Genomic DNA, 24,788 nt, shown 5'->3' on the forward strand with positions numbered 1-24,788 from the left:
ATCTTTTATTTCTCATTGTGACAGTAAGACCAATCACATTTTTTATTGACCAGAGAACGCAACTGCGTGGACATCTTTTTTGGTGATTACGAATGGATAAACAGGCAGTAAAATGATCTCATGGTTGAAGCGTCCGTTGTGCCTGAGACACCCAAATTGCTCGTCTCTACGGAAATCTTTTGCTTTTTCCTGTCTCCTGTCTCCCTTTTCCCGTCCCTGCCTTTGAATCCGCCAATACAAAATGTAAAGGGTATGACAGTACTGTTTCCAGAATGTATTTGATTACTGGGAACCTTGATTATTCAAGGGACCCTACTGTCCGAGAGGAGAGCGTGAATAGACGTCTGTATCAAGCAGGTTCTCACAGGCCCCGTTTTCAGCAAACTGATGTTGTCCGGCGAGGGCGATCATTGCAGCGTTGTCGGTGCAGAAGGCGAGCTGCGGGGCGTGAAATTTGATGCCGTTTTTTGTGCATTCCCTGGCCAGAGATTCGCGCAGGGCGAGATTGGCACTGACGCCGCCACCGATGGTAATATCCTTAACTTCGTTTTTCAGGGCTGCCTTGAGGGTTTTCACGGTCAGGACCTCTACCACTGCGGCCTCAAAGGAGGCACAGATATCGTTGACGGGAACCTCTTCTCCTTTCTGACGAAAACGGTTGACCCGGTTAAGTACGGAGGTCTTCAGGCCGCTGAAACTGAAGTCGAAGGAATCTCCGAGCCAGGAGCGGGGAAACTTGAAGGCAGCGGGGTTTCCCTCTGTCGCCAGTTTTGACACCTGTGGGCCGCCCGGATAGGGGAGGCCAAGAAGTTTTGCCACCTTGTCAAAAGCCTCTCCAGCGGCGTCGTCGCGGGTGCGGCCGAGACAGCGGAAACGGGTGAAACTCTCCGCAAGGTAAATCGCCGAGGTACCTCCGCTTACAGTCAGAGATACGCAGGGAAAATCCGGGCCAGTTTCGTTGAGAAAGGCAGAGAGAATGTGCCCAGCCAGATGATCCACACATACAAACGGAATTCCGGTAACATAGGATATCGACTTGGCAAAGCTGAAGCCCACCAGCAGCGAACCGACGAGACCTGGTCCCCGGGTGGCCGCAATCAGTTCAATATCGGCAAGTGAGACACCGGCTTCCTGCAGGGTCGCTTCGGTGAGCGGCTGGACAGCCCTGAGATGTTCCCGGGACGCGAGTTCCGGAACCACACCGCCGAAACGACTGTGGATATCCTCCTGGCCGCTGCGCAGGCTGGCAAGCAGACGATTGTCATTCATTACCGCTGCGGCGGTGTCATCACAGGAACTTTCTATAGCAAGGGTAAGCATTGGCGTAGGGGGGGAGACGGTCTTCAGGGGTTTCCTTTTATCCGCTTGCACGGCGGGATTTCTGCAGTAGTATGTGGGTGGTATCTTACAAATCTTCCTTTCACAATACTTTGAGGACATGAATATGAGCGAGAAAATACAATCTATTTCCCCTCTTGTCGACCAGTTTTCCCGAACAATCTCCTATTTGCGTCTTTCTGTCACAGATCACTGCAATTTGCGCTGCATGTACTGTATGCCAGAGCACGATGGTAACGGAAAGCCGATAAAACACGGAAAATTCCTGCGCCATGATGAACTCCTCAGCTATGAAGAACTGTTGCGCGTGGTGCGTGTCGCCGTAGAAATGGGAATGAGCAAGCTCCGCCTTACTGGTGGCGAGCCTCTGGTGCGGCGTGGAATTCTTGATTTTATTAAGGAGCTGTCAAAAATAGATGGTCTTAATCAGGTTCTGGTGACAACCAACGGCGTTCTGCTTGGAGAGTATGCCGAAGACCTGCTGGCCTCCGGGGTGCATCAGGTCAATGTTTCCCTTGATACCATGCAGCGGGATAAATTCAAGCAGATCTCCGGGCGGGACTATTTTGACAAGGTGTGGGAATCGATCTGTACGGTGGAACGTCTTGGTTTTAAGGTGAAGTTGAACGCCGTGGCCATGAAAGGAATCAATGATGATGAGTTCCTCGATTTCGCCCGTCTTTCCCTTGAGCATTCTTTTCAGATACGCTTTATTGAATTTATGCCTGCCGGGGATGCAGGGAGCTGGAGCCAGTGCCGTTTCTGCGATTCCGATGATATAATGAAAAAGATACGTACCATTGGTTCACTGGAGCCCTCTGAGAAACAACGCAGTTCCGGCCCGGCAAAACTCTATACTTTCAGTTCCGGGGGCCGGGAAGGGACGCTTGGTTTTATCAGCCCGATCAGCCACCATTTTTGTGACCAGTGTACCCGCCTGCGGCTTACTTCAGAGGGGCGGTTACGCCCCTGTCTGCTGCACGATATTGAAACAGATCTGCGTGTTCTGCTTCGCGGTAATGTTAGTGACGACGTTATACGCAATGCCATTCGCGACGCAATCTTCAATAAACCAAAAGGCCACCAGTTGAGTACAGTTCAGGATGTTGTCGAGAAGAGTCACTGCAGTGGCGGCATGTCAAAGATCGGTGGCTGAATCTGCCTGCCGCGGGTTGAACTGCGGATAGGAGCCGAGCCACTCAAACCACGAACATTTCTCATGCAGGCGTTTCACGGTTTCGGCTATGATCGGATCTTCAATATGACCGAGCATATCGAGGACAAAGAGGAACTTCCACTGCTTCCCTTTGATGGAACGAGACTCAATCTTGACCAGATTGATATTCATCTCTGAGATAACGGTGAGAATTTCACTGAGGGCTCCGGGACGGTCCATGAGGCCGAGGAGCAGGGAGGTTCGATCGGCTCCGCTGCGTGCCGGAGATTCCTTGCCGATAACCAGAAAGCGGGTGGTGTTGCCCGGTCTGTCCTCTATCCCTTTGACGACAACCTGCAATTCATAGGTTTTGATGGCCAGTGAGGAGGCGATGGCACCTGTACTCGGATTGTTCGCGGCCATCTGCGCTGCCTCTCCGGTAGAAAATACCGGCAGGGTCGGGATATTCGGCAGTTGTTTGCGCAACCATCCGCGGCATTCAGCCAGCGATTGAGAGTGGGAGGCGACGGTTTGGATATCCTCAATATTGCCGGATCTGGAAACGAGATTATAGCTGATCTGGAGGTTTACTTCGCCGCAGATTTTTACGTTATATTTCATGAAGCAGTCGAGAGTGGAGAAAACAGCCCCCTCGATTGAATTTTCCACCGGGACTATGCCATACTGGGTGCGGCCTTTTTCTACCTCAGCAAAGACCTCATCAATGGATTCGCAGGCTTTGTAATCTGCGGAATGGCCAAAATTCTCCATTCCGGCCAGGTGGCTGAAGGTGCTCTCGGGGCCGAGAAATGCGACTTCTACTCTCTTTTGAGAGAGGCGGCAGGTGGTAATGATTTCATGAAAAATTGATTTCAGAGCATCCTCGGGGAAGATTCCGGCGTTGGTGGCAAGGAGACGATCATAGATCTGTTTCTCCCGCAGCGGGTCCCATTTGGCCCGTTTTTCGTTGTTTTTCAATCTGCCGATTTCTTTAGCACAATCAAGACGCTTTTTGAGGAGATCAAGGATGGTGTTGTCGATAGTGTCAATGTCGTTGCGGACGGTGCCGATCTTTTTTTTCTGCTCTGGCATGAATTTATATGGTTTGAAGGAAGAAACGAAAAACCTGGAGCAGTCGTTTTGCTCCGTGAGAAAGACCTCAAGGTACCTTAAGAGAATCTGTTCTGGATAATGTGAAATATGAAAGATGAAACGCTGTCTGTCAAGGAAAGCCCGATAATATTTAAGAATGACACCTTGAAAGAGGTCTGTGAAACTCTGTTTGGGAGTCTGCGATTTCATAACCGGGTGGCAGTGGCTTTTTCCGGCGGGGTGGATTCTACCCTCCTGCTGAGGCTGGCCGTTGAGGCTCTCGGGGCAAAAAATGTCGTGGCCATTCACGGAAAGTCGATTCTTGAGGCGCCTGTACATCAGAGAATGGTACAGCAAATCTATACAGAAAATTTTCCAGAACTCGGGGAGCTGGTTGAGGTCATGCTTCATCCGCTGCTCTATGAAGGTTTTGCGGTCAACGATGAGACGCGCTGCTATATCTGCAAAAAAAATCTTTATACCAGTTTGAAACCCATAGCTGCCAGCCTGAGGGCTGCAGTACTGCTGGACGGCACCAATAAAGATGATCTTTCTGAGGTTCGGCCTGGTCTGCAGGCTGTGGCGGAAGAGGGTATCCTCACGCCGCTGGCGGATGTCGGGATGAGTAAAAAAGAGGTGCGACAGCTGGCAGAAGTGTTTCATTTATCTCATTATTCTTTGCCTTCAGATTCCTGCCTTGCCACACGTCTGCCGACGGGTAAAAAGATCACCAGAGAGGCCCTTGAGCTTACAGCCAGGGCAGAGACAGCATTGAAAAAGCTGGGGTTGCCACTGGCGCGGGTAAAACCTGTAGTCGGAGGTATCCTCCTTGAATTATGGGGAAAAAAAGATGAAACAGCAGAAAAACAAAATATTACCCCGGAGATTCGCGCTATTCTCATACCTCTTATACAATCTGAATCTTTCAGCGAGTGCAAAAAAGGGAGAATAACCTTTTGCAACCGTGGGTAATGCTGAAAAAAGTAAAAATATCAGTATGAGGGCGTGCCGGGTACAAATTTTTTCTTGATTCGTTATGGCTATTCAATTATGGTGCCTTCTTATAAGCGCAATAGCCCGCAGATAAAGGGTTCCGGCGTTTTTAAGAGAATCTTGAAATATCTAATTATTCAACATCTCTCCAATTTTTGTTCTTGTTCCATTGAAAGCATGCTTTTGACGGATGAGAAGAGTGCAGGCAATATTGTTTACGTAAAGCAGAAACAAATGGATGTATTATTCAAACGGTCGGAGGCCATGTCGGTGTCCGGCACAAGAAGAACCCGCAGGGAGGAATCATGAACAAGAAAGAACTTATCGAAAGTATTGCTGATGCTGCAGACATCAGCAAAGCAGATGCCGAAAAGGCTCTAAACGGCACTCTTGCCACTATTGCAGAGACATTGAAAAAAGGTGACAAGGTTACCCTCGTCGGCTTCGGCACTTTCTCTGTGTCCAAGCGCGAAGCACGCACCGGCCGCAATCCCCAGACCGGCAAGGCTATCGACATCCCGGCTCGTAACATTGTTAAATTCAAAGCTGGCTCCAAGCTGTCTGACGCTGTAAACTGATTCAGCACCCGGATTGCCGGGGCATGCAGCCCGGATTTCTCTCCGGTAAGCTCAAGAAATATGTTCTCGCTGCTCTCTTCGGGAGAGAAACATTATTTCAAAAAGGCCGTTCCCGCAGGGAATGGCCTTTTTCCATTTCCCCTCCACTATTTCACTACTATGCAAACCTTTGAAGAACTGCTTGAAGAGTCCACCCGGGTTCACGGGCATATCTGTGCCGGGCAGGTGATAGGAGTGCGGATGTCTCTCCTCGCTCTTTCTCTGATTAAAATTGAAGAGCCCAGAGGTGTTGACCGCAAGAAGTTCTGCATTTATGTCGAGATAGACAGGTGTGCCACCGATGCTATTCAGTCGGTAACTGGCTGCAGCCTTGGCAAGAGGTCGATGAAATTTCTCGACCACGGTGTCATGGCGGCTACTTTTGTCAATCTGGAGACAGGGAAGGCGGTGCGGATAACGGCTCTGGAGGAGGCTCGTGAGGGATCGAAACTGTATTGTAAAGAAATGGAAGATAAATACGCCCGCCAGCTTGAGGCCTACCGCATCATGCCGGAGGAGGAACTCTTCAAGGTGGAGCATGTGAAGGTTGAGATTCCTGTGGCTGACATGCCCGGCCGACCGACCCGCCGCGTGCAGTGTGAAAGCTGCGGTGACTGGGTACAGGATCACCGTGACGTGGAGAAGGATGGCAGAATTCTTTGTAGAAAATGTGCTGAAGGATTTTATTATACCCTGGAAGATGAATGAGGTGAAAGTATGAAAGTAACACTGCTTGATTATGGTGCGGGAAATGTGCGCAGTATTCGCAATGCCATCCTTCGCCTCGGTTATGAAATTGAGGATGTAAACCGTCCCGAAGAGATTCTCTCTGCAGAAAAACTGGTGTTCCCCGGCGTGGGCAGTTTTGGTATTGCCATGGAACAGCTGCGAAAGCGCGGTTATATGGAGCCGTTACGCCGGAGGATTCGTGAAGATAAATCTTTTCTCGGTATCTGCATCGGGATGCAGGCGCTTTTTTCCGGCAGTGAGGAATCGCCGGGTGTAGAAGGGCTGGGCATCTTTCCTGGACAGGTGCGGCGTTTTCCGCAGGGAGAGCTGGCTGTGCCGGCGATAGGCTGGAATGGTCTGCGGCTGGAAAAGGATTCGCCCCTCTTTGGTGGCTGGAAGGGGGAAAAACTCTACTTTGTTCATTCTTATCATGCCCCGGTTGCAGAAACTCCGGCGGAGTGGATTCTTGCACGCACCGACTACGGTTGTGAATTCGTTTCTGCAGTGAGCAGGGGACGGGTTTCGGCCTTTCAGTTTCACCCTGAAAAGTGTGGTACTCCAGGACTCAATATCCTCAATAACTACCTCTCCGACAATGAAACGCTCTGCCTGCGCAGTGAGGATCGGATGAAGACCCGCATGGCGAAACGGATTATTGCCTGTCTTGACGTACGTTCCAACGATGCCGGTGATCTCGTGGTTACCAAAGGAGATCAGTACGACGTGCGCGATGACAGCACAGGCGGGGCTGTGCGCAACCTCGGTAAGCCGGTTACTCTCGCACAGCGTTACTTTGAAGAGGGTGCCGATGAGATTACCTTTCTCAATATTACCGGTTTTCGCAGCTTCCCGCTGAAAGATCAGCCGATGATTGATCTGCTGAAAGAGACCTCAAAGAATGTTTTTGTTCCCTTGACCATCGGAGGTGGAATCCGCAGCTTTACGGACAGTGAAGGAAAGCAATACACGGCACTTGATGTAGCCGCCGCCTATTTTCGTGCCGGAGCCGACAAGGTTTCCATCGGCAGTGATGCCGTGTATGCCGCCGAAGAGTATCTGCGTACCGGGAAAAAAACCGGAACCAGTTCCATTGAGCAGATCTTCAATGTCTATGGTGCCCAGGCTGTGGTTATCTCGGTTGATCCCCGCAGGGTCTGTGTACAGTCGCCGGAAGAGACGAGTCACCACGTTGTGGAGCTCTCTATCCCTGGAGCAGATGGTGAAAAATATTGCTGGTATCAGTGTACTGTCAGCGGCGGTCGTGAAGGACGCGATCTTGATGTCGTGCAGCTCGTTACCGCCTGCGAGGCGCTCGGGGCAGGGGAGATTCTGCTGAACTGCATCGACCGTGACGGTACCGGTGCCGGTTTCGATATGGAACTCATTCGTCAGGTAAAGGCAGCAGTATCCATTCCGGTTATTGCCTCCAGTGGCGCAGGCAGCGCGCAGCACTTCGTGGATGTGTTCCAGCAGACAGATGCCGATGCCGCCCTGGCCGCCGGTATTTTTCATCGTCGGGAGGTGGGGATTCAAGAGGTGAAAGATACGGTCCGCCGGGCCGGTGTGGAGGTCCGCTGATGGATGCGCCACGCAGATTTCAGGTTCTGCTCGCGTCGCCGCGCGGCTTCTGTGCCGGGGTTGAACGGGCAATTGAGACGGTAAAACAAAGTCTTGAAGAGTATCAAAAACCGGTTTATGTCCTTCATGAGATTGTCCATAACCGCCATGTCATTGAAGAATTGCGGGAGTCTGGTGCCATCTTTGTGGAGCATCTTTCCGATGTCCCGCAGGGCGGAGTTGTTATCTTCAGTGCTCACGGGGTGTCAAAGGCGGTGGAGAGGTGTGCCGCTGATCTCAATGTGTTGTCAGTCAACGCCACCTGCCCGCTGGTTACCAGTGTTCACCGCATGGTGGAACGTTATCATGCAGAGGGCTGTAATGTGTTGATCATCGGCCATCACAATCATCCGGAGGTGGAAGGTTCTGCGGGTCGTGTGTCTGATGGTGTACAGGTGGTGGCATCGGTGGAAGAGGCGGAAAAGGTACAGGTGGAGAATCCGCTCAAGGTTGGCTATGTCACCCAGACAACCCTTACGCAGAGTGATATCTCCGGGATTATTACCACTCTCAAACGGCGCTTCCCTGATATTCGCGGTCCCAGATCGAACATTTGTTTTGCCACTCAGAATCGGCAGGATGCAGTACGCGATCTGGCAGAACGTACCGAACTGATCTTTGTGGTCGGCTCGAAAAACAGTTCCAACTCCAATCGCTTAAAAGAGGTGGCAGTCCGACGCAATATCCCGGCGCATTTGATTGATGACGCTTCCGATATTGACCCGCAATGGCTTGAAGGTATCAGGCGAATCGGTATTACCGCTGGAGCATCGGCTCCGGAGCGACTGGTAAAAGGGGTGATTGACTGGCTGAAAGGGTATGGTGATGTAGAGATAGAGCAGTTGAAGGGGGTAAAGGAACATACCCATTTTGCGGCGACATTTCTGCCGAAAAAAATAACGTCCTGAACACGTTATACCATTTACATTTTGTATTGGCGGATTCAAAGGCAGGGGAACGGGAAACAGGAGAAAGGAGACGGGAGACAGGAGACAGGAAAAAGCAAAAGACGGAACAGCGAAAAACTTTTTGCCAACGAATAAAAGCGGTTACCCTTCCGGGCAGCCGCTTTTTTTATATCTTCCCCGTATTTCTCAGCGTAACGCTTCCTTGACTCGCTTCATTGCGGCGATAACGTTCTCGTGGCTGTTGAAAGAGGATATGCGGATATATCCATTGCCACAGGTTCCAAAACCTGCTCCGGGGGTACAGACCACGCCAGCTTTGTTGAGCAGCAGATCGAAGAACTCCCAGGAGTCCATCTTGCCGTCAATCCAGATATAGGGAGAGTTTATACCGCCCACGCACTCATAGCCGAGTCCTTCCATGGTTTGCAGAACCACTTCTGCATTGGCGCGATAAAACGTTATCAGCTCTTCACACTGTTTCTGCCCCTCTTCGGAATAGACGGCCTCAGCGGCTCGCTGTACGGGATAACTTACGCCGTTGAACTTGGTACAGTGGCGGCGATTCCACATATCGTGCAGGCTGTGGGGGGTTCCCGCCTTGTCCCAGCCCACACATTTTTTCGGGACAACTGTATAGGCACAGCGGGTACCGGTAAAGCCAGCGCTTTTGGAGAAACTGCGGAACTCCAGTGCAACCTCTTCTGCGCCGTCAATCTCGTAGATGGAATGGGGCAAACTGCTGTCCTGGATAAAAGCTTCATAGGCGGCATCAAAGAGGATGATTGCCTTGTTTTTCCTGGCGTAATCTACCCACTTTTGCAGATCTTCTTTCGTGGCGGTGGAACCGGTGGGGTTGTTGGGAAAACAGAGGTAAATCAGATCAGCTGGACGATCCGGCAGAGCCGGGACAAAACCATTTTCTTTGTTGCAATCAAGATAGACAATATCTTTGTAACGGCCGTCGACAAAATCGCCGGTGCGTCCCGCCATGACGTTGGTGTCAAGATAGACGGGATAGACCGGATCGGGAATGGCTATGACAATATCTTCGGAAAAAATTTCCTGAATATTACCGGTATCGCATTTGGCACCGTCACTGACGAAGATCTCATCGGCGGTAATCTCTGTGCCACGGCTCTGAAAATCGTGGCTGGCGATGGCTTCACGGAGGAAATCATAGCCCTGCTCCGGGCCATAGCCGTGGAAGGTGGAATCATCGGCCATTTCGTCAATAGCTTTGTGAAAAGCTGCAATACAGGCTGGCGGCAATCCACGGGTAACATCGCCGATACCAAGCTTGATAACGTTCTTTTCTGGATGTTCCTGCTGAAACTTTGCCACTCGCCTGGCAATATCGGAAAAGAGATAAGAAGCTTGAAGTTTAAGATAGTTTTCGTTGATGGTGATCATGGATTTTCCCGGTTGTCAAATTTATGAAATTGTGTACGTTGCTATAAATCAAAAGAGTTTTTACTATAGCCAAAAGAACTTATGTGTCAATTAAAACAGGTGATTTATGAGTGAGCACGACACCATCCGTCTCTCCGATTACAAGCCTTTTCCCTTCGCGCTCGATACCATTGAGCTTGAGTTTCAACTCTACGAAGAATATACCCTCGTCTCTGCCAGAAGTACCTTCCGGCGTACCGGCGAATCTCTCGATCTCCAGCTTGTCGGTGAAGAACTGGAGCTGCAGGGGATTGAGCTGAACGGTAAGCAGTGGCACGACTTCCGTATTGAAGATGGGCTTCTCATCTTGCCAAACGTGCCTGACGAGTTTACCCTTGTTATTCGAACTTTGATTAAACCAGCGGAAAATCGAGCACTTGAGGGACTCTATAAGTCCAGTGGCAACTACTGCTCCCAGTGCGAGGCCGAGGGATTCCGCAAGATCACCTGGTTCCCGGATCGCCCCGATGTCCTTACCTGTTTTACCACTCGTATTGAGGCGGAGAGAAAACTCTACCCGGTACTGCTTTCCAATGGCAATCTTATTGACAGCGGAGATGTGGAAGAAGGGCGCCATTTCGCCGTCTGGCAGGATCCCTTTCCCAAACCCTGCTATCTTTTTGCCCTTGTGGCCGGCAACCTTGTCCCCCTTGAAGACAGCTTCACCACCTGCTCCGGACGGGAAGTTGCCTTGAAAATTTACGTTGAAGAACGTAATCGGGATAAATGTGACCATGCCATGGCTTCGTTGAAACGGGCAATGAAATGGGATGAAGATGTCTTCGGCCTTGAGTATGACCTTGATATCTTCATGATTGTCGCGGTGGACGATTTCAATATGGGGGCCATGGAAAACAAGGGACTTAATGTCTTCAATTCCAAATATGTGCTGACTTCGCCCGATTCTGCTACCGACCAGGATTATCTCGGTGTGGAAGGGGTGATCGGCCACGAATATTTTCACAACTGGACCGGCGACCGGGTGACTTTGCGTGACTGGTTCCAGCTCAGTCTCAAGGAAGGGCTTACCGTTTTCCGTGATCAGGAGTTCTCTTCGGATATGAACTCCCGGCCGGTGCAGCGTATTGATGACGTTCGTCTGCTGAAGAACTTTCAATTTAAGGAGGACTCCGGCCCTCTGGCACACCCGGTGCGACCGGATAACTACCTTGAGATCAACAATTTCTATACCTCTACCGTCTACAACAAGGGGGCCGAGGTCATCCGTATGATCCACACCCTGATCGGAGCGGAGAATTTCCGCTGCGGGATGGATCTCTATATTGAACGTCACGATGGGCAGGCCGTGACCTGTGAGGATTTTGTTGCCGCCATGGCCGATGCCTCCGGGGTTAACCTTGATCAGTTTTTCCTCTGGTACAAGCAATCCGGAACGCCGGTGCTGACGGTGCTGACCGAGTGGCGCCCTGAGCAGGGCGGGTATCATCTTATTATTGAGCAGGAGTGTCCGGCTACCCCCGGGCAACTGCAGAAACAACCTTTCCATATACCGATCACGGCTGGTCTGGTCGGGCGTAATGGTGAGCTTGAGCTGGAGGGCGGCGTTCATGAAGTAGTGTTGGAGCTGCGTGAAGATTGTCAGGAGTTTATCCTCAAGTGTCACTCTGACGAGGAGCCGGTACTCTCCCTGCTCCGTAATTTCTCTGCACCGGTTCGGGTCAAACGTTTTCAGAGTCGTGAACAACTGGCCCGGCTGGCATCTGCTGATGGTAATCTCTTCAACCGCTGGGACAGTATGACACGGCTGGCCTCGGAGGTAATTCTTGAGGTTGCCGAACAGCTTCGCGGGGGAGGCAGGACGGTATCGATAGATCCTGTCTATATGCGTGCAGTACGCAACAGTCTCACCTGTACGCCGGATGACTGTTCCCTTCTTTCGCTTTCTCTGCAACTCCCTGCTGAGACAACTCTCGCTCAGGAGATGGATTCCATTGATCCTGATGCTCTCCATAAGGCTCGGCAGCTGGTGCAGCGGCATATCGCACGGGAGAATCAGGCAACCTTGCAGCGCATCTTCGAAGTCAGTCGGGGCGATGACAATTATCTCGTCACTCCGCAGGAAGTGGGGCGTCGCAGCCTGAAAAATGTCGCTTTGCGGTATCTGATGGCACTTGATCCACTGCCGGAAGAGATCCTTGATCTGTGCCACCGTCAATTTGAAGAAGCCGGCAATATGACCGATACTGTCGCTGCACTGGCCTGTCTGACCAATGTAGCTGGTGAGGTTCGGGAAAATGCTTTTGGTGCCTTTTATGAGAAGTGGAATCAGAATCCACTGGTGATGGACAAATGGTTTGTTTTGCAGGCGACCTCTCTGCTGGAGGATACCCTCGATCGGGTGCGTGAACTGATGGATAATCCAGCCTTCCTCCTTACGAATCCCAACAAAGTGCGTTCGCTGATTGGCAGTTTTGCCTCTGCCAACCATGTGCGTTTCCATGCCCCGGACGGAGGAGGCTACAGCTTCCTTGCTGACCGAATTTTGGAACTCAACGGTATCAATCCGCAGATTGCCGCCCGCCTCTGTTCTCCACTGATCAACTGGCGCAGATATGAACCGGGGCGTACCGCACTGATGAAGGCGGAACTTGAACGGATCGCCAGCGCGAAAAAACTCTCCCGTGATGTCTATGAGGTTGTGAGCAAGAGCCTTGCCAGCTGAGCGGACAGGTTCAGGGGATGTGATGATACCTTTACATTTTGTATTGGCGGATTCAACGGCAGGGGGATGGGAAAAGGGAGGCAGGAAACGGGAGACAAGGAAAGCAAAAAACGGAACAGCGAAAAACTTTTTGCCAAAGGAAAGCTCTAATCATGCGAATAAAGGCAAAAAACTTTAAAAAAAGATTTTAAAATTAAACAGAGAATTGCTGTTGTTCTCTCTTTACTCTTTGCACTCTTCGCGGTGAAATTCTTTGTCTTTTTAGAGCTTCTTTAAGAAGTTACGCTTTTGTAAAAAATGCCCTTTTTCGCATGAATTAGACCATTCCTATTAAGTTATGCTCGTTTTACAGCCTGTTTATCCATTCGTAATCGCCAAAAAATATTTCCACGCAGTCGCATTCTCTGATCAGTAAAAAATGTAATTGTTATTAGTGAAAATTCGTGTCCATTCGTGGTTACAAATTGCAGAAGGAACCACGAATGGACACGGATAAACAAGAATTCCGGTCTTTGTCTTTCCGTTTTTTGCTTTATCCTGTCTCCCGTCTCCCGTCTCCCGCTTTTGCTTTCCTTCGCGTTCTTCGCGGTAAAAAATTGTCTTCCCGCCTTTTGTTTCTTGACCAGGTTCACTGCTACTTGCGGATATGACACAGCAGGCAGCGGTATTTCGGCGGATGGTTTTCTGACAGCGGATATTTCCTGCCCTGGGCATGACACTGTTCACACTGTTTCTCTGCCTCTTTTTTATGCATGCCGGAAAAAATTTGATGGTTTTTATCCTTTGGAACATGGGGAGTGGTCACCTCCGGCGCATTGAAGAGAAAGATGAGAATGACTCCGGCAAGAGTGACAAAGAGGATATTAAGCAGGACTACTGTATTCTTTTTCATAATATTTTTTTCAATGACAGAGAGTGGTAAATGTAACTTTCAGCCGCCCATCTCTGCCTTGTTGATCGGCAGCAGGCCGAGGCGCAGCAGCAGGCAGGTTCCCTCGCTGAGCAGGGACAGACGCTTCGGGTAAGTGCGGGCGTAGCGTACTGCTTTCAGGTGGCGGGCGTGACGCGCTTCGAGACGGGTGAAGATCTCATTTTCCCAGGAGGGGTTTATAATACGATTGCCGACATATTCACCGGAGATGACTGCCGAATAAATCCCTTCGCCGGTGAGTCCTGAAGCAAGACCGGCAGCATCTCCGACGAGGTAAATACGGGAGTCCTTTTTGAATTCGACTCCGCGATAATCAAAATTTATGTTCTCCGCGCGGAGTTGCTGGCCCTCAAGGTCGAAACCTTCGGCTTGCGTCCAGGTCTGGAAGTTCTTGCATAGTTCACGGGCGGAGATCATTTCGCTGTCACCGTAAACACCGATTGAAGTGGTTTCGCGATGAGGAAAGATCCACGCATAACCGCTGGCGAAGAGGGAGGGGTTGAGATGCCATTCCATCTTTTCCCGGGTGATCGGCAGCTGACAGTTGATGCCAAAGCCCTTGAGCTCGACGGGGAGACCGAGAAAACGGCGAACCCTTGAGTTTGAACCGTCAGCACCGACGAGGCAGGTGTAGTGCACCTGCCGCTCCTTTTCTTCTCCGAGTTTGTTTTTTACGCAGACCGTAACAGAACCGGCATTGATCTCTTGCACCTGGGCTCCCACGAAGATGTTCGCCCCGGCCCTGCATGCCTCCAGCGCCATCCTTTCGCCGAGTTCTACTCGATTGAGGGTAGCGATGATTGCCTCTTTCGCATGGATCTCGGCCCGCTGATGACGGGTAACAATGGTCTGGGCAGGAAAGGTGCGCTGGACAATATCCTTAAACCGATCAAGAATCCCGTGCATGGTGATGCCACCGGCACAGACCTTTTCTCCAATCTGCTTCCGGCGCTCAAAGACCGCCACAGTGGCCCCCGCTTCGGCACAGACTCGTGCACAGGCAAGTCCTGCAGGGCCGGCACCGATGATGACCACGTCGTAGTTTTGGAAAATGATCGGATTTGTCCCGGTTTCAGCTTTGGGAATTATGTTATTTTCGTTTTTCAAATTGATTTCTTCAGACATGTTTGATGGGGAGGTGTTATACCATTTACATTTTGTATTGACCAGAGAACGCAACTGCATAGACATCTTTTTTGGCGATGACGAATGAGTAATAATTCGTGTTTATCCGTGTCCATTCGTGATCCCTTCTGCAGTTTGTAACCACGAATGGATAAACAGGATACAAAACGGGGCACAACTTAATAGAAATGGTATAACTTCTTAAAGAAGCTCTAAAAAGACAAAGAATTTCACCGCGAAGAACGCAAAGAGTAAAGATAGAACAACAGCAATTCTCTGTTTAATTTTAAAATATTTTTTAAAGTTTTTTGCCTTTATTCGCATGTTTAGAGCTTTCCTTTGGCAAAAAGTTTTTCGCTGTTCCGTCTTTTGCTTTTCCCTGCCTCCTGTCTCCCGTCTCCTTTCTCCTGTTTCCCGTCCTCCTGCCTTTGAATCCGCCCATAGAAAGTGAAAATGGCATTTATGCGGTCACAACTTAATCGGAATGGTATTAGATGTGTTGTGGTTCCGCAGCATTCAGTTAAATAAAAAAACCTGCTTTTCCCAAAAAAGGGAAAAACAGGTTTATTTCTACATTTTTACTTCTAAAATTGCGACCGCTAAATTACAGGAAAATATGAAGCGTCTGCGTTCAGACCCATTCCTGTATCAGAGGTCTCAGTCGTCACGACCAGTGAAAATTCCTTTGAGGAATTCACGGTTCAGGCGGGCGATATTACTGATGGAGATACCTTTCGGACAAACAGCTTCACACTCTTTGGTGTTCGTGCAGTGACCGAAACCTTCATCATCCATGCATTGGACCATGGCCTGAGCACGTTCCTTGCGCTCTACCTGTCCCTGGGGCAACAGGGCAAGCTGGCTGATCTTGGCTGAGGTGAAAAGCATGGCGGCGCCATTCGGGCAGGAAGCCACACAGGCCCCGCAACCGATACATGCTGCCGCGTCCATGGCCAGTTCCACCTGTTGGGAGGAGATGCGCACGGAGTTGGCGTCCGGGGTACCACCGGTGTTGACGTTTGTATACCCGCCAGCCTGGATAATACGGTCAAGGGCAGAGCGGTCAATCATCAGATCTTTGTAGATGGGGAAAGCTCTGGAACGAAACGGTTCAATAACAATAGTGTCACCATTGTTGAAATGGCGCATGTGGAGCTGGCAAAGAGTTGTTTCTTTTTCCGGACCATGGGCCACACCGTTTACCATTGCCCCACACATACCGCATATACCCTCACGGCAGTCGTGATCGAAGGCGACCGGATCGATCCCTTCATGGGTCAGCTTTTCGTTGAGTACATCGAGCATTTCCAGAAAAGAACTGTCAGTGGAAATATTTTCGACGGAGTAGGTTTCCACCTTCCCCTCAGCCTCAGCGTTCGGCTGTCTCCAGATTTTCAAAGTCAGATTTATTTCACTCATTGTATATTCTCCCTTGTAGGTTTACTTATAGCTCCGCTGAGACGGGGTAACATTTTCGAAGGTGAGAGGCTCTATATTCAATTTGGGCTCAGAGCCTTCTCCTGTGTATTCCCATACAGCGACATGGGAGTAGTTTGCATCATCACGTAGTGCTTCGTTCTCATCGGTCTGACTTTCTTCACGAAGATGGCAACCGCAGGATTCGCCACGGGCGAGGGCGTCACGAACCACAATTTCGGCGAAATCGATGAAGTCAGCAACGCGGCCGGCACGTTCCAGAGACTGGTTAACCTCTTTCGTAGAACCAGGAATATAGACTTTATCCCAGAATTTTTGACGGATACCGGGCAGTTCTTTGAGTGCGTGTTCCAAGCCCTCTTTGTTTCGTGCCATACCACAGTAATCCCACATCAATTTTCCCAGCTCTTTGTGGATTTCGTCAACAGTACATTTTCCGGCGGAACTACCAGTGCTGTTTTTCAACAATTTCTCAAGACGGTCTTCAACCTCGCGACGGGAGGAGAGGAAAGCTTCATTGGTTTCATCAACTTTGTCAAACTTGTTGGTTCCGAGATAGTTGGCAACACAGGCTGCGATGACGAAGTAACCATCAGCCAGACCCTGCATCAGCGCGGAAGCACCGAGGCGGTTGGCACCATGATCTGAGAAGTTACATTCCCCAATGGCGAAAAGACCCGGGATGGTGGTCATCAAATTATAATCAACCCAGATACCACCCATAGCGTAATGGACAGCGGGATAGATCATCATCGGCTCTTTCATCGGGTCAACATTAACGATCTTCTGATACATCTGGAAGAGGTTCCCGTATTTACGAAAGATGACATCCGCGCCATCGCGTTGAATAGATTCAGCAAAGTCGAGATAAACAGCGAGGCCGGTGGCGCCGACACCCTTTCCTAAGTCGCATTGCTCCTTGGCGTTCCGGGAGGCAACGTCACGGGGAACAAGGTTACCAAAACTCGGGTATTTGTTCTCAAGATAGTAATCGCGTTCATTTTCGGGAATATCGGCGGCTTTACGGGTCTCACCCTTTTTCTTCGGAACCCAGACACGACCGTCGTTCCGCAGAGACTCGGACATGAGAGTCAGTTTGGACTGAAAGTCTCCATGTACCGGGATACAGGTTGGATGGATTTGTACATAACAGGGGTTGGCGAAACCGGCCCCTCTTTTGTATGCACGAAAAGCTGCGGTGACATTCGAGGCCATGGCGTTCGTGGAAAGGAAGTACACATTCCCGTATCCGCCAGTACCAAGGATGACCAGATCTGCTGCATGGCTTTCAATTTCACCGGTAATAATATTACGAACGGTGATCCCTCTTGCACGACCGTCCACAACGACGACGTCCATCATCTCGCGGCGGGTGTACATTGTAACCCTGCCAGCTTTTATCTGCCGGGAGAGAGCGGAGTAGGCACCGAGGAGAAGCTGTTGTCCGGTTTGACCGCGGGCATAAAACGTCCGGCTTACCTGAGCACCACCGAAGGAACGGTTGGCAAGGGTTCCGCCGTATTCACGGGCAAAGGGAACGCCCTGAGCAACACACTGGTCGATAATTTCATTACTGACCTGTGCGAGGCGATAGACATTGGCCTCACGGGAACGAAAGTCACCACCTTTGATGGTATCATAGAAGAGACGGAATATGGAGTCACCGTCGTTCTGATAATTCTTGGCAGCGTTAATTCCACCCTGAGCAGCGATAGAGTGAGCACGGCGCGGGGTATCCTGGATGCAGAATGACTTGACCTGATAGCCCTGCTCGGCAAGGGTCGCCGCAGCAGCACCACCGGCAAGACCGGTCCCGACAATAATAATGGAAAATTTTCTGCGGTTGGCGGGATTTACCAGTTTGCTTGAAAACCGGTAATTATCCCATTTCTTTTCAAGTGGTCCTTCAGGCACATTCGATTTCAGTTCCATAATCTATATTCCCTGGATGAATTACTAAAAATAAACGGAGTCACTTTCCTCTGTGCTGCAACGGCAACGGTGAGGAACCCGTAAGATTTCATATCAATAAGTACTTGTTGTTAACAGATAGAGCGCGATGAGGCTGAAAAAGCAGAGAAAACCTCCAGGTACGACCCATGTTGCCCAGGCGATCACTGTGTTATAACGCGGATGGTTGACACCAACCGTTTGCAGCATAGACCAGAATCCGTGGCTCAGGTGGATAAAGAGCGCGGCAAAACCGGCAAGATAAAGCAAAACATAAAAGAAATTGCTCAAGGCCACGTCTATAACGTTGGAGATCATCTGGTCATGAGTTGGAGCTACAGCAAAACCGAAAACGTGAATGAGGACGAAACAAAGGATGAACAGCCCGGTATATGGCATGGTAGACATGGCATACGGGTTTTTGGTCACCCAGGTGTTGACTACGTAACGATTTTTCCCTTCTTTGCGTCCTTCCTGCCAGAGAAGCAGACCGACTCCAATGTGGATTAAAAAGAGTGCAAAGAGCCCGAGACGGAAGATGAAAACAATGACCGGGTGACTGTGCAGGTTTTCCGCATACCCCTGGAAGACTTCACTGCCAACAAAGATAGTCACGTTCCCTGCGGCATGAACACACAGAAAGAGAATGAGACATAGCCCAGTGACAGCCATCACCATTTTCTTGCCAATCGAAGAGGTTAAGAATCTGACGAACCACATAATCGCTCCTTTGTGTAAAAAATTGCATGAAAGCTCTTGGCTTCATGGGGCTGCCGGGAAGAGAAGGCTTTCACGAGTTGAGGGTGCCCAGCTTGAACAGGCACACTTTCAGAAGTGTGAAACTTCGGGGGAAGTGGTCTGTCGAAAAACGGGTTAGGCACGTTGTTTAAAAATGAACCGTCCTTCAGTGGGGTGATTCTATCTTATATACAGAAAAAAAAAAGGGGAAAATCATTTTTTTTTAATCTTTTAATGTATTTTATATGCATTATTGTGCTTGTGCATTGAAGCTGAACCTTAACTCTAATCGTGGAGAAAAAGCAGTGAAAAATCAGGCAGTTATTTTTGATCTGGATGGAACCCTCGTTGATACTCTTGTTGACCTTGCCGAAACGTGCAATGCTATCCTCGCGGATTTTGGTTTTTTACCACACCCTGTGGATGATTATCGCTATTTCGTTGGCAATGGTCTGCGCAGGATGATCGAACAGATTCTGCCGGAGGGTGAAGAGGGAAAAGTGGAACAGGGCCTGGTCCTTTTTCAGACTCTTTATGCGAAAAACTGGCAGAAAAATGCAGTGCCTTATGCTGGAATTCATGAGGCGCTGCAGGGTCTTTCGAGGCGGGGGCTGCAACTTGCGGTGCTTTCCAATAAACCCCACGATTTCACCTGTATGTTTGTCGATCACTATTTCCCCGAGAAACCGTTTCGCCTTGTCTATGGTCAGCAGCCCGGGGGACCCCGCAAGCCTGATCCAGCCATGGCGATAAGAATTCTTGAAGAATTAAAGTGTGATGCGGAAAACTCTGTCTTTGTCGGCGACACCGCCATGGATATTCTCACCGGAGTCCGTGCCGGGATGAAAACCATTGGTGTGAAATGGGGATTTCGCGAAGAGAAGGAACTGCGTGACAGCGGTGCCTCGGTGATAATTCAACAGCCCTCCCAACTTCTGGAGCAGATCTGATTTATGGACTTTCCTACAATACTACACTGGCTCGCTCCTCCTGTTCTCGGCGCTTTCATCGGCTATCTTACCAACCGGGTGGCCATTCGCATGCTTTTCCGACCGCTGAAGGCATGGCGGGTGCTCGGCGTACGTGTTCCGATGACGCCAGGAGTGATCCCCTCAAAACGGAGTGAGCTTGCTGATAACATGGGTGAGGTGGTGGGCGAACATCTGCTCACGAGTGAGGAACTGGGGCAGGCGCTGGGGACCAGTGAGTTTCGTGGCGCTCTGCGGGGACTGCTTGAAGAGCGTCTGAGTGCCTTCCTGGAACGTGACCTCGGTCCATTGCCGCAGATACTGCCGGCTCAGCTGCAGATGTTTGTTACTCTCGGCTTGATGGGGCTGAGCGGCAAGTTGAAAGGGCTGCTCGCCGACTATGTCCTCTCTGAAAAGGTGCAGGAGCATATCCGTGAGGCAGTGCGGGTGCGTTATCGCGAGGCTGTCGCTGCTGAAAGCTGTACCCTCTTGACTGCAGAACTGTGCGACCGCCTGCAGGATTCTGCGCGGCAGGGGCTGGCAGATATCTTTGCCGGGGAAGAGGTCAGCGGGCTGGTCAGGGAATTAATACGGGGCAGGGCGTATGAGATGCTGCGTTCCGGACAGAGTTGCGCGGAGTTGATGCCACAGGAGGTTCAGAACTTTTTCCTTGATGCCATTGAGGAGATGGCCGCCGGAATGCCGGGACGCTCAGCCGTGTTGCTGCGGGATCAGGGTGTGCAGGATCAGATTGTTGCGGGCATCATGGGCGGTGTCGAAAAATTTATCGATTCTCTCGGCAGTGCATCCGACGCAGTGCGTAATTTTGTTAAGCTTGATCTCGTTGAACATCAGATTCGTAAATTCCTGCTGTCGAAAGAGGGAGATATTGCTGCCTGGCTTGGTTCTCAGAAGGTCTCTGGCAACGTAGAGAAAATCGCCAGGGCGAGGGCGGTGGAGCTGCTGAATACTCCGCTGGTTTCTCTGCTGGGAGACGAGAATGAAAATGTGGTTGAGCTGTTGTGCGAGTCTCTGAGCCAGGGTGTGGTCTCGGCCCTGCAGCGTGAGAAAACTGCCGAACGGCTTGTTTTTCTGCTGCGCGAATATACCGAAGAGCAGCTGGCCGGGGGAACTCTGCCCCTCTCTGAACTGATGGACAGACTTTTCGGTGAGGGTGCCTCTGATCATGGAGAAAAACAGGTCGTGGGGCAGGTGACAAAATTCTTTGCCTCTGCGGAAATGCGCACTGCGCTGGACAGTATAGTGGATTCGCTGCTTGCAGCGGTACGTGAAAAGCCCCTTGGCCGCCTTGCCCGGTTTCTACCGCCGATGGTGGTAAGTTCAGTGGCCGGGGCAGCGCAGGGAGTGATTACGAAGGTACTTGCGGCGGAAATTCCAGGGCTGGTGCAAACCCTCGGTATTCGGCGTATTATCACCAGTAAGATCAATTCTCTTGACCTGCTGCGGCTCGAAAGACTGCTGCTCTCCATTATGGAAGAGCAGTTCAAATATATAAATCTCTTTGGTGCGCTGCTCGGTTTTTTCCTTGGTTGTCTTAATCTCGTTTTTCTTCTTTCTTGAAGACAATTATGGGTTTCTTCTTCAAGGTTTCCTTGAGATTTATTCGTTGAGTCTCTATTATGTGTGCCTTGAATCTGAACAAAAGCCTGATTTTTTCAAAGGGTACATTACGCGACCGCAGTTGCGACCGCTTTATAAGGAGCCTCAGGCTCACAAACTGCGACAGCCCGCTTCGCCACTTCCCGGTGTTTCTCCGCTGTCGTGAGAATTTTCCGCAGGTGATTTTTCATGTATAGAAATTTTCGTATTGTTCCTCAGATCATGTTTGGCAGTGGTGCCTTCAACCAGCTTGAGGATGTCCTGAAACCGAAACGGGTAACCGGCGGTGGCTTCATGGTCTTTATTCTTGATGACGTTTTTTCCGGGAAAGAGCTGGAAAAACGCCTGCCGATGCAGGGCAAAGATCTTCTCGTACCGGTAGATGTGACCCACGAACCCAAGACCAAACTTATCGATGAACTGGTGGCACAAATCCGTCACTATGCACCGGTAAACCCGGACGGTGTCATCGGTATCGGCGGTGGCTCCACCATGGATATCGCCAAGGCTGTCTCTCTGATGCTGACCAATCCCGGATCCTCTGCCGATTATCAGGGGTGGGATCTGATTGAGACTCCGGCAATCTACCACGTGGGCATCCCCACACTCTCCGGCACCGGCGCAGAAATCTCCCGGACCTGTATTCTTACCGGACCGGTGAAAAAGCTCGGCATCAACTCCGATTACACCCTTTTTGATCAGCTTATCCTCGACCCTGAACTGATTGAGGGCGTGCCGCAGGATCAGTGGTTCTTCACCGGCATGGACTGTTTCATCCACAACATAGAGTCCCTGCACGGCTGTATGATTAATTCCTTCAGCAAGACCTACGGTGAGAAGTCGCTGGAGCTCTGCCGCGAGGTGTTCGTTGACAACCATCCCGAAAGCGCCGAAAAACTGATGATGGCCTCCTACTTCGGTGGCATGTCCATTGCCTACTCCCAGGTCGGTGCCTGCCATGCACTCTCCTACGGCATATCTTATGTTCTCGGCATTCACCACGGCATAGGCTGCTGCATTGCCATGAATGTGCTGGAAGATATCTACCCCGAGGGAGTTGCGGAGTTTCATGAAATGATGAAACAGCACAAAATTATCCTGCCGAAGGTCGTGCCGGACGACATCAGTCGTAAAGATATGGATTTGATGATTACCACCACCCTTAACCTCGAACCGCTGTGGGAAAACTGTCTCGGCAAAGAGTGGCGTACACAGATGCCGCAGGAACGGGTTGAAGCTTATTTTCGACGGATGTAATGACAAACGTACTTCCTTCAACCGGCAGGCAGATTATCAACGGTCTGCAGCGTTCCTTTCCCATTATACTCAGCTATATCCCCGTGGGATTCACCTATGGGGTGCTGGCGCATAAGGCGGGAATCTCTGATATCAACGTCATCCTCATGTCGATGCTTGTCTTTGCCGGTTCCGGCCAGTTTATTGCGGTGGGCATGATGGCGGGCGGGGCGGGGGCACTGGCGGTGATTCTCACCACCTTTGTCGTCAACCTGCGTCACCTTCTGATGGCAGCTTCGCTGTCGCCGTGGATGGCACAGTGGTCCCGGCCCCTGCTGGTGCTCTTCTCGGCAGACATCACCGATGAAACCTTTGCCATGAATTCCGCAAAGGCGGTTGAACTCAACGACTGCAAGGCAGAGGCGCTGTCGCTGAACATTACCGCCCACAGCTCGTGGGTGCTCGGTGGTGCGCTCGGGGCCCTTGCCTCGGGTTTGATCTCCGATGTCCGACCCCTTGGACTTGATTTTGCCCTCGCCGGCATGTTTATCGGGCTGATCGTTCTGCAGGTGGACAGTACAGTAAAAGTACTCACTGCCATCTGTGCGGGTATTCTCGGCACCGTCCTCTATGCCTGCGGTCTGCAGGAATTTTATATCATTATTGCGACTGTGGTTGCCGCCACTTTTGGCCTTGGAGTTGAGTTATGGATCAAACGCTGATTCTCTGGATTATTATCGGCATGTGGGCTGTCAGTTTTCTGCCGCGCATGCTGCCCCTGCAGCTTCTCAGTGGCCGGCAGCTCCATCCGCTGTTCGCCGCCTGGCTGAAACTGGTACCGGCGGCGGTACTCCCTGCTATCCTTGTTCCCCTCGTGCTGCTGGAAAAAGGGGCAGGGGGTGAGTTGCATTTCAATGCCCTTTTTCTGATTGTCACCCTCATCTGCTTTCCCCTTGCCGCGAAGTATAAATCCCTCTCTCTGCCAGTCGTGCTCGGTATGGTACTTGTTGCCGCAGGCCGCTGGTTTTTTCCTGCATGACGGCATCAAAAGGGCAGGAAAATCTGGCAACGAAATCCTTCGCCCACCTCACCGACACCCTTATCTCCTGGTATCACCAGACCCGCCGCCCCCTTCCCTGGCGCGGCACCTGGGATCCGTATCACATCTGGATTTCTGAAATCATGCTCCAGCAGACGCAGATGGAGCGCGGGGTCGAATATTTCAACCGCTGGATTGCCACTCTTCCTGATGTCGCCGCCGTGGCGAATGCGGATGAACAGCTTATCCTGCGTCTCTGGCAGGGGCTGGGTTACTACGCCCGCGCGCGCAATCTCCACCGCGCTGCGCAGGAGATCGTCGCCCGCTTTGACGGTATCGTTCCTCATCACTACGACGACCTGCTCTCTCTGCCGGGGATTGGTCCTTATACTGCCTCCGCTGTCGCCAGTATTGCGGGCAATCACGATGTCGCAGTGGTGGACGCCAACGTTGGAAGGGTGTATTCCCGTCTCTTTAATATTGCGGAAGTGGTGAAGTCCGGCTCCGGTGAGAAGCGGGTGCGTGAGCTGGCTGAGGCAATTCTTCCCCACGGACGGGCACGGTATTACAACGAGGCAATTATGGATTTCGGAGGTCTGCTCTGCACTGCGAAAGCCCCGAAGTGCGGGAGTTGCCCCCTTGTAACAGAATGTCTTGCCCTGCAACATGGAGTGGTAGACGAACGGCCGGTGACCATGCCTAAAAAGGCGCGGGTGGTGGAAAAAAAACTCATCGGACTGATCCGTTGCGGGAATCGTTTTCTTATCCGGAATCGGGCAGAGGGCAGATTGTGGGCAGGGTTATGGGATTTTCCCGGAACACTCCTCTTTTCTCAAGTGGAAAAGGGCTTTGTTGAACCGGCCGGGCTCTCAAGAAAAAGAAAGGAAGAACTGCTGAGTGCAGCGGCTGACAGAGAGGTAAAGGTTGTGCGTCATGTCGTTACCGTCAACCATCAATACACTCACCACAAGAGAACTGTGGAATGCTGGCTCTGCACTGCGGACGACTGCAGCGATCGGACCGATGAAAAGTGGATTACCCTTGAGGAGATGGAACAGTTTGCCTTTCCTGCGGGGGCGCGGAAGGTGTTGGAGTTTCTTTTAGAAAGAGGGTTCGACAGTGTGGCATCCTGAAAATGATGAATATTTCCTGTAAAAGTTTT

21 protein-coding genes are annotated in these 24,788 nt (G+C 50.9%); 13 read left to right on the forward strand and 8 right to left on the reverse strand.

Annotation, left to right across the window (positions count from 1 at the left end; all coding sequences use genetic code 11):
• Positions 1–312 precede the first annotated feature (312 nt).
• The gene (tsaD, locus tag JWG39_RS09680; protein WP_338032200.1) at positions 313–1,371 is read right to left on the reverse strand and encodes a tRNA (adenosine(37)-N6)-threonylcarbamoyltransferase complex transferase subunit TsaD; all 1,059 of its coding nucleotides are present in this window, start codon (positions 1,369–1,371) and stop codon (positions 313–315) included.
• 73 nt (positions 1,372–1,444) lie between these two features.
• On the opposite strand from tsaD, the gene moaA reads away from it, so the two are divergent.
• On the forward strand, positions 1,445–2,494 hold the full coding sequence (moaA, locus tag JWG39_RS09685; RefSeq protein WP_240192074.1) for a GTP 3',8-cyclase MoaA: 1,050 nt from the start codon (positions 1,445–1,447) through the stop codon (positions 2,492–2,494).
• On the opposite strand, the gene pheA is transcribed toward moaA, so the two are convergent.
• Complete coding sequence (gene pheA, locus JWG39_RS09690) at positions 2,477–3,586, reverse strand: prephenate dehydratase (protein WP_205219193.1); 1,110 nt, start codon at positions 3,584–3,586, stop codon at positions 2,477–2,479. The two genes, moaA and pheA, sit on opposite strands and share 18 nt — an antisense overlap.
• A 108-nt stretch (positions 3,587–3,694) precedes the next feature.
• On the opposite strand from pheA, the gene larE reads away from it, so the two are divergent.
• From larE to ispH, 5 genes are all read left to right on the forward strand, one after another.
• The gene (larE, locus tag JWG39_RS09695; protein WP_205219194.1) at positions 3,695–4,558 is read left to right on the forward strand and encodes an ATP-dependent sacrificial sulfur transferase LarE; all 864 of its coding nucleotides are present in this window, start codon (positions 3,695–3,697) and stop codon (positions 4,556–4,558) included.
• Between the two features lie 326 nt (positions 4,559–4,884).
• Positions 4,885–5,157 carry an HU family DNA-binding protein gene (locus tag JWG39_RS09700; RefSeq protein WP_205219195.1) on the forward strand — a complete coding sequence of 91 codons (273 nt, stop codon included), beginning with the start codon at positions 4,885–4,887 and terminating at the stop codon, positions 5,155–5,157.
• Positions 5,158–5,316: 159 nt separating this feature from the next.
• Positions 5,317–5,904 carry an FmdE family protein gene (locus JWG39_RS09705; protein WP_205219227.1) on the forward strand — a complete coding sequence of 196 codons (588 nt, stop codon included), beginning with the start codon at positions 5,317–5,319 and terminating at the stop codon, positions 5,902–5,904.
• A 9-nt stretch (positions 5,905–5,913) separates the two neighbouring features.
• The gene (hisF, locus tag JWG39_RS09710) at positions 5,914–7,503 is read left to right on the forward strand and encodes an imidazole glycerol phosphate synthase subunit HisF (RefSeq protein WP_205219196.1); all 1,590 of its coding nucleotides are present in this window, start codon (positions 5,914–5,916) and stop codon (positions 7,501–7,503) included.
• Positions 7,503–8,450: a 4-hydroxy-3-methylbut-2-enyl diphosphate reductase gene (gene ispH / locus JWG39_RS09715; protein ID WP_205219197.1), complete on the forward strand. Its 948-nt coding sequence runs from the start codon at positions 7,503–7,505 to the stop codon at positions 8,448–8,450. The genes hisF and ispH overlap by 1 nt, the downstream gene beginning before the upstream one ends.
• A 186-nt stretch (positions 8,451–8,636) precedes the next feature.
• Here ispH and JWG39_RS09720 read toward each other — a convergent pair whose 3' ends face one another.
• Positions 8,637–9,860: an LL-diaminopimelate aminotransferase gene (locus JWG39_RS09720; protein WP_205219198.1), complete on the reverse strand. Its 1,224-nt coding sequence runs from the start codon at positions 9,858–9,860 to the stop codon at positions 8,637–8,639.
• Between the two features lie 106 nt (positions 9,861–9,966).
• Here JWG39_RS09720 and pepN point away from each other — a divergent pair, with 106 nt between their 5' ends.
• On the forward strand, positions 9,967–12,582 hold the full coding sequence (gene pepN / locus JWG39_RS09725; protein WP_205219199.1) for an aminopeptidase N: 2,616 nt from the start codon (positions 9,967–9,969) through the stop codon (positions 12,580–12,582).
• 634 nt (positions 12,583–13,216) lie between these two features.
• On the opposite strand, the gene JWG39_RS09730 is transcribed toward pepN, so the two are convergent.
• The 5 genes from JWG39_RS09730 to JWG39_RS09750 all read right to left on the reverse strand — a co-directional run bounded on the left by JWG39_RS09730 (position 13,217) and on the right by JWG39_RS09750 (position 18,745).
• On the reverse strand, positions 13,217–13,474 hold the full coding sequence (locus tag JWG39_RS09730; RefSeq protein ID WP_205219200.1) for a hypothetical protein: 258 nt from the start codon (positions 13,472–13,474) through the stop codon (positions 13,217–13,219).
• Between the two features lie 39 nt (positions 13,475–13,513).
• On the reverse strand, positions 13,514–14,620 hold the full coding sequence (locus JWG39_RS09735; RefSeq protein WP_205219201.1) for an NAD(P)/FAD-dependent oxidoreductase: 1,107 nt from the start codon (positions 14,618–14,620) through the stop codon (positions 13,514–13,516).
• A 675-nt stretch (positions 14,621–15,295) separates the two neighbouring features.
• On the reverse strand, positions 15,296–16,057 hold the full coding sequence (locus JWG39_RS09740; RefSeq protein WP_205219202.1) for a succinate dehydrogenase/fumarate reductase iron-sulfur subunit: 762 nt from the start codon (positions 16,055–16,057) through the stop codon (positions 15,296–15,298).
• Between the two features lie 21 nt (positions 16,058–16,078).
• Positions 16,079–18,007, reverse strand: a complete 1,929-nt coding sequence (locus JWG39_RS09745; protein ID WP_205219203.1) for a fumarate reductase/succinate dehydrogenase flavoprotein subunit — start codon at positions 18,005–18,007, stop codon at positions 16,079–16,081.
• Positions 18,008–18,100: 93 nt separating this feature from the next.
• The gene (locus JWG39_RS09750) at positions 18,101–18,745 is read right to left on the reverse strand and encodes a succinate dehydrogenase cytochrome b subunit (protein WP_205219204.1); all 645 of its coding nucleotides are present in this window, start codon (positions 18,743–18,745) and stop codon (positions 18,101–18,103) included.
• 323 nt (positions 18,746–19,068) lie between these two features.
• Between JWG39_RS09750 and JWG39_RS09755 the strand changes: the two genes are divergently transcribed.
• From JWG39_RS09755 to JWG39_RS09780, 6 genes are all read left to right on the forward strand, one after another.
• On the forward strand, positions 19,069–19,713 hold the full coding sequence (locus tag JWG39_RS09755) for an HAD-IA family hydrolase (RefSeq protein WP_205219205.1): 645 nt from the start codon (positions 19,069–19,071) through the stop codon (positions 19,711–19,713).
• Positions 19,714–19,716: 3 nt separating this feature from the next.
• Positions 19,717–21,312, forward strand: a complete 1,596-nt coding sequence (locus tag JWG39_RS09760) for a DUF445 family protein (RefSeq protein ID WP_205219206.1) — start codon at positions 19,717–19,719, stop codon at positions 21,310–21,312.
• A gap of 228 nt (positions 21,313–21,540) precedes the next feature.
• Positions 21,541–22,608 (forward strand): iron-containing alcohol dehydrogenase family protein, encoded by a 1,068-nt coding sequence (locus JWG39_RS09765; protein WP_205219207.1) that lies wholly within the window; start codon positions 21,541–21,543, stop codon positions 22,606–22,608.
• Positions 22,608–23,309 (forward strand): AzlC family ABC transporter permease, encoded by a 702-nt coding sequence (locus JWG39_RS09770; RefSeq protein WP_205219208.1) that lies wholly within the window; start codon positions 22,608–22,610, stop codon positions 23,307–23,309. Before JWG39_RS09765 ends, JWG39_RS09770 begins: the two co-directional genes overlap by 1 nt.
• Positions 23,294–23,626: an AzlD domain-containing protein gene (locus JWG39_RS09775; RefSeq protein ID WP_205219209.1), complete on the forward strand. Its 333-nt coding sequence runs from the start codon at positions 23,294–23,296 to the stop codon at positions 23,624–23,626. Before JWG39_RS09770 ends, JWG39_RS09775 begins: the two co-directional genes overlap by 16 nt.
• The gene (locus JWG39_RS09780) at positions 23,623–24,759 is read left to right on the forward strand and encodes an A/G-specific adenine glycosylase (protein ID WP_205219210.1); all 1,137 of its coding nucleotides are present in this window, start codon (positions 23,623–23,625) and stop codon (positions 24,757–24,759) included. Before JWG39_RS09775 ends, JWG39_RS09780 begins: the two co-directional genes overlap by 4 nt.
• Positions 24,760–24,788: the final 29 nt, after the last annotated feature.

The organism is Desulforhopalus vacuolatus (genome assembly GCF_016918505.1).
In the GTDB taxonomy this organism is placed as follows: Bacteria; Desulfobacterota; Desulfobulbia; order Desulfobulbales; family Desulfocapsaceae; genus Desulforhopalus; species Desulforhopalus vacuolatus.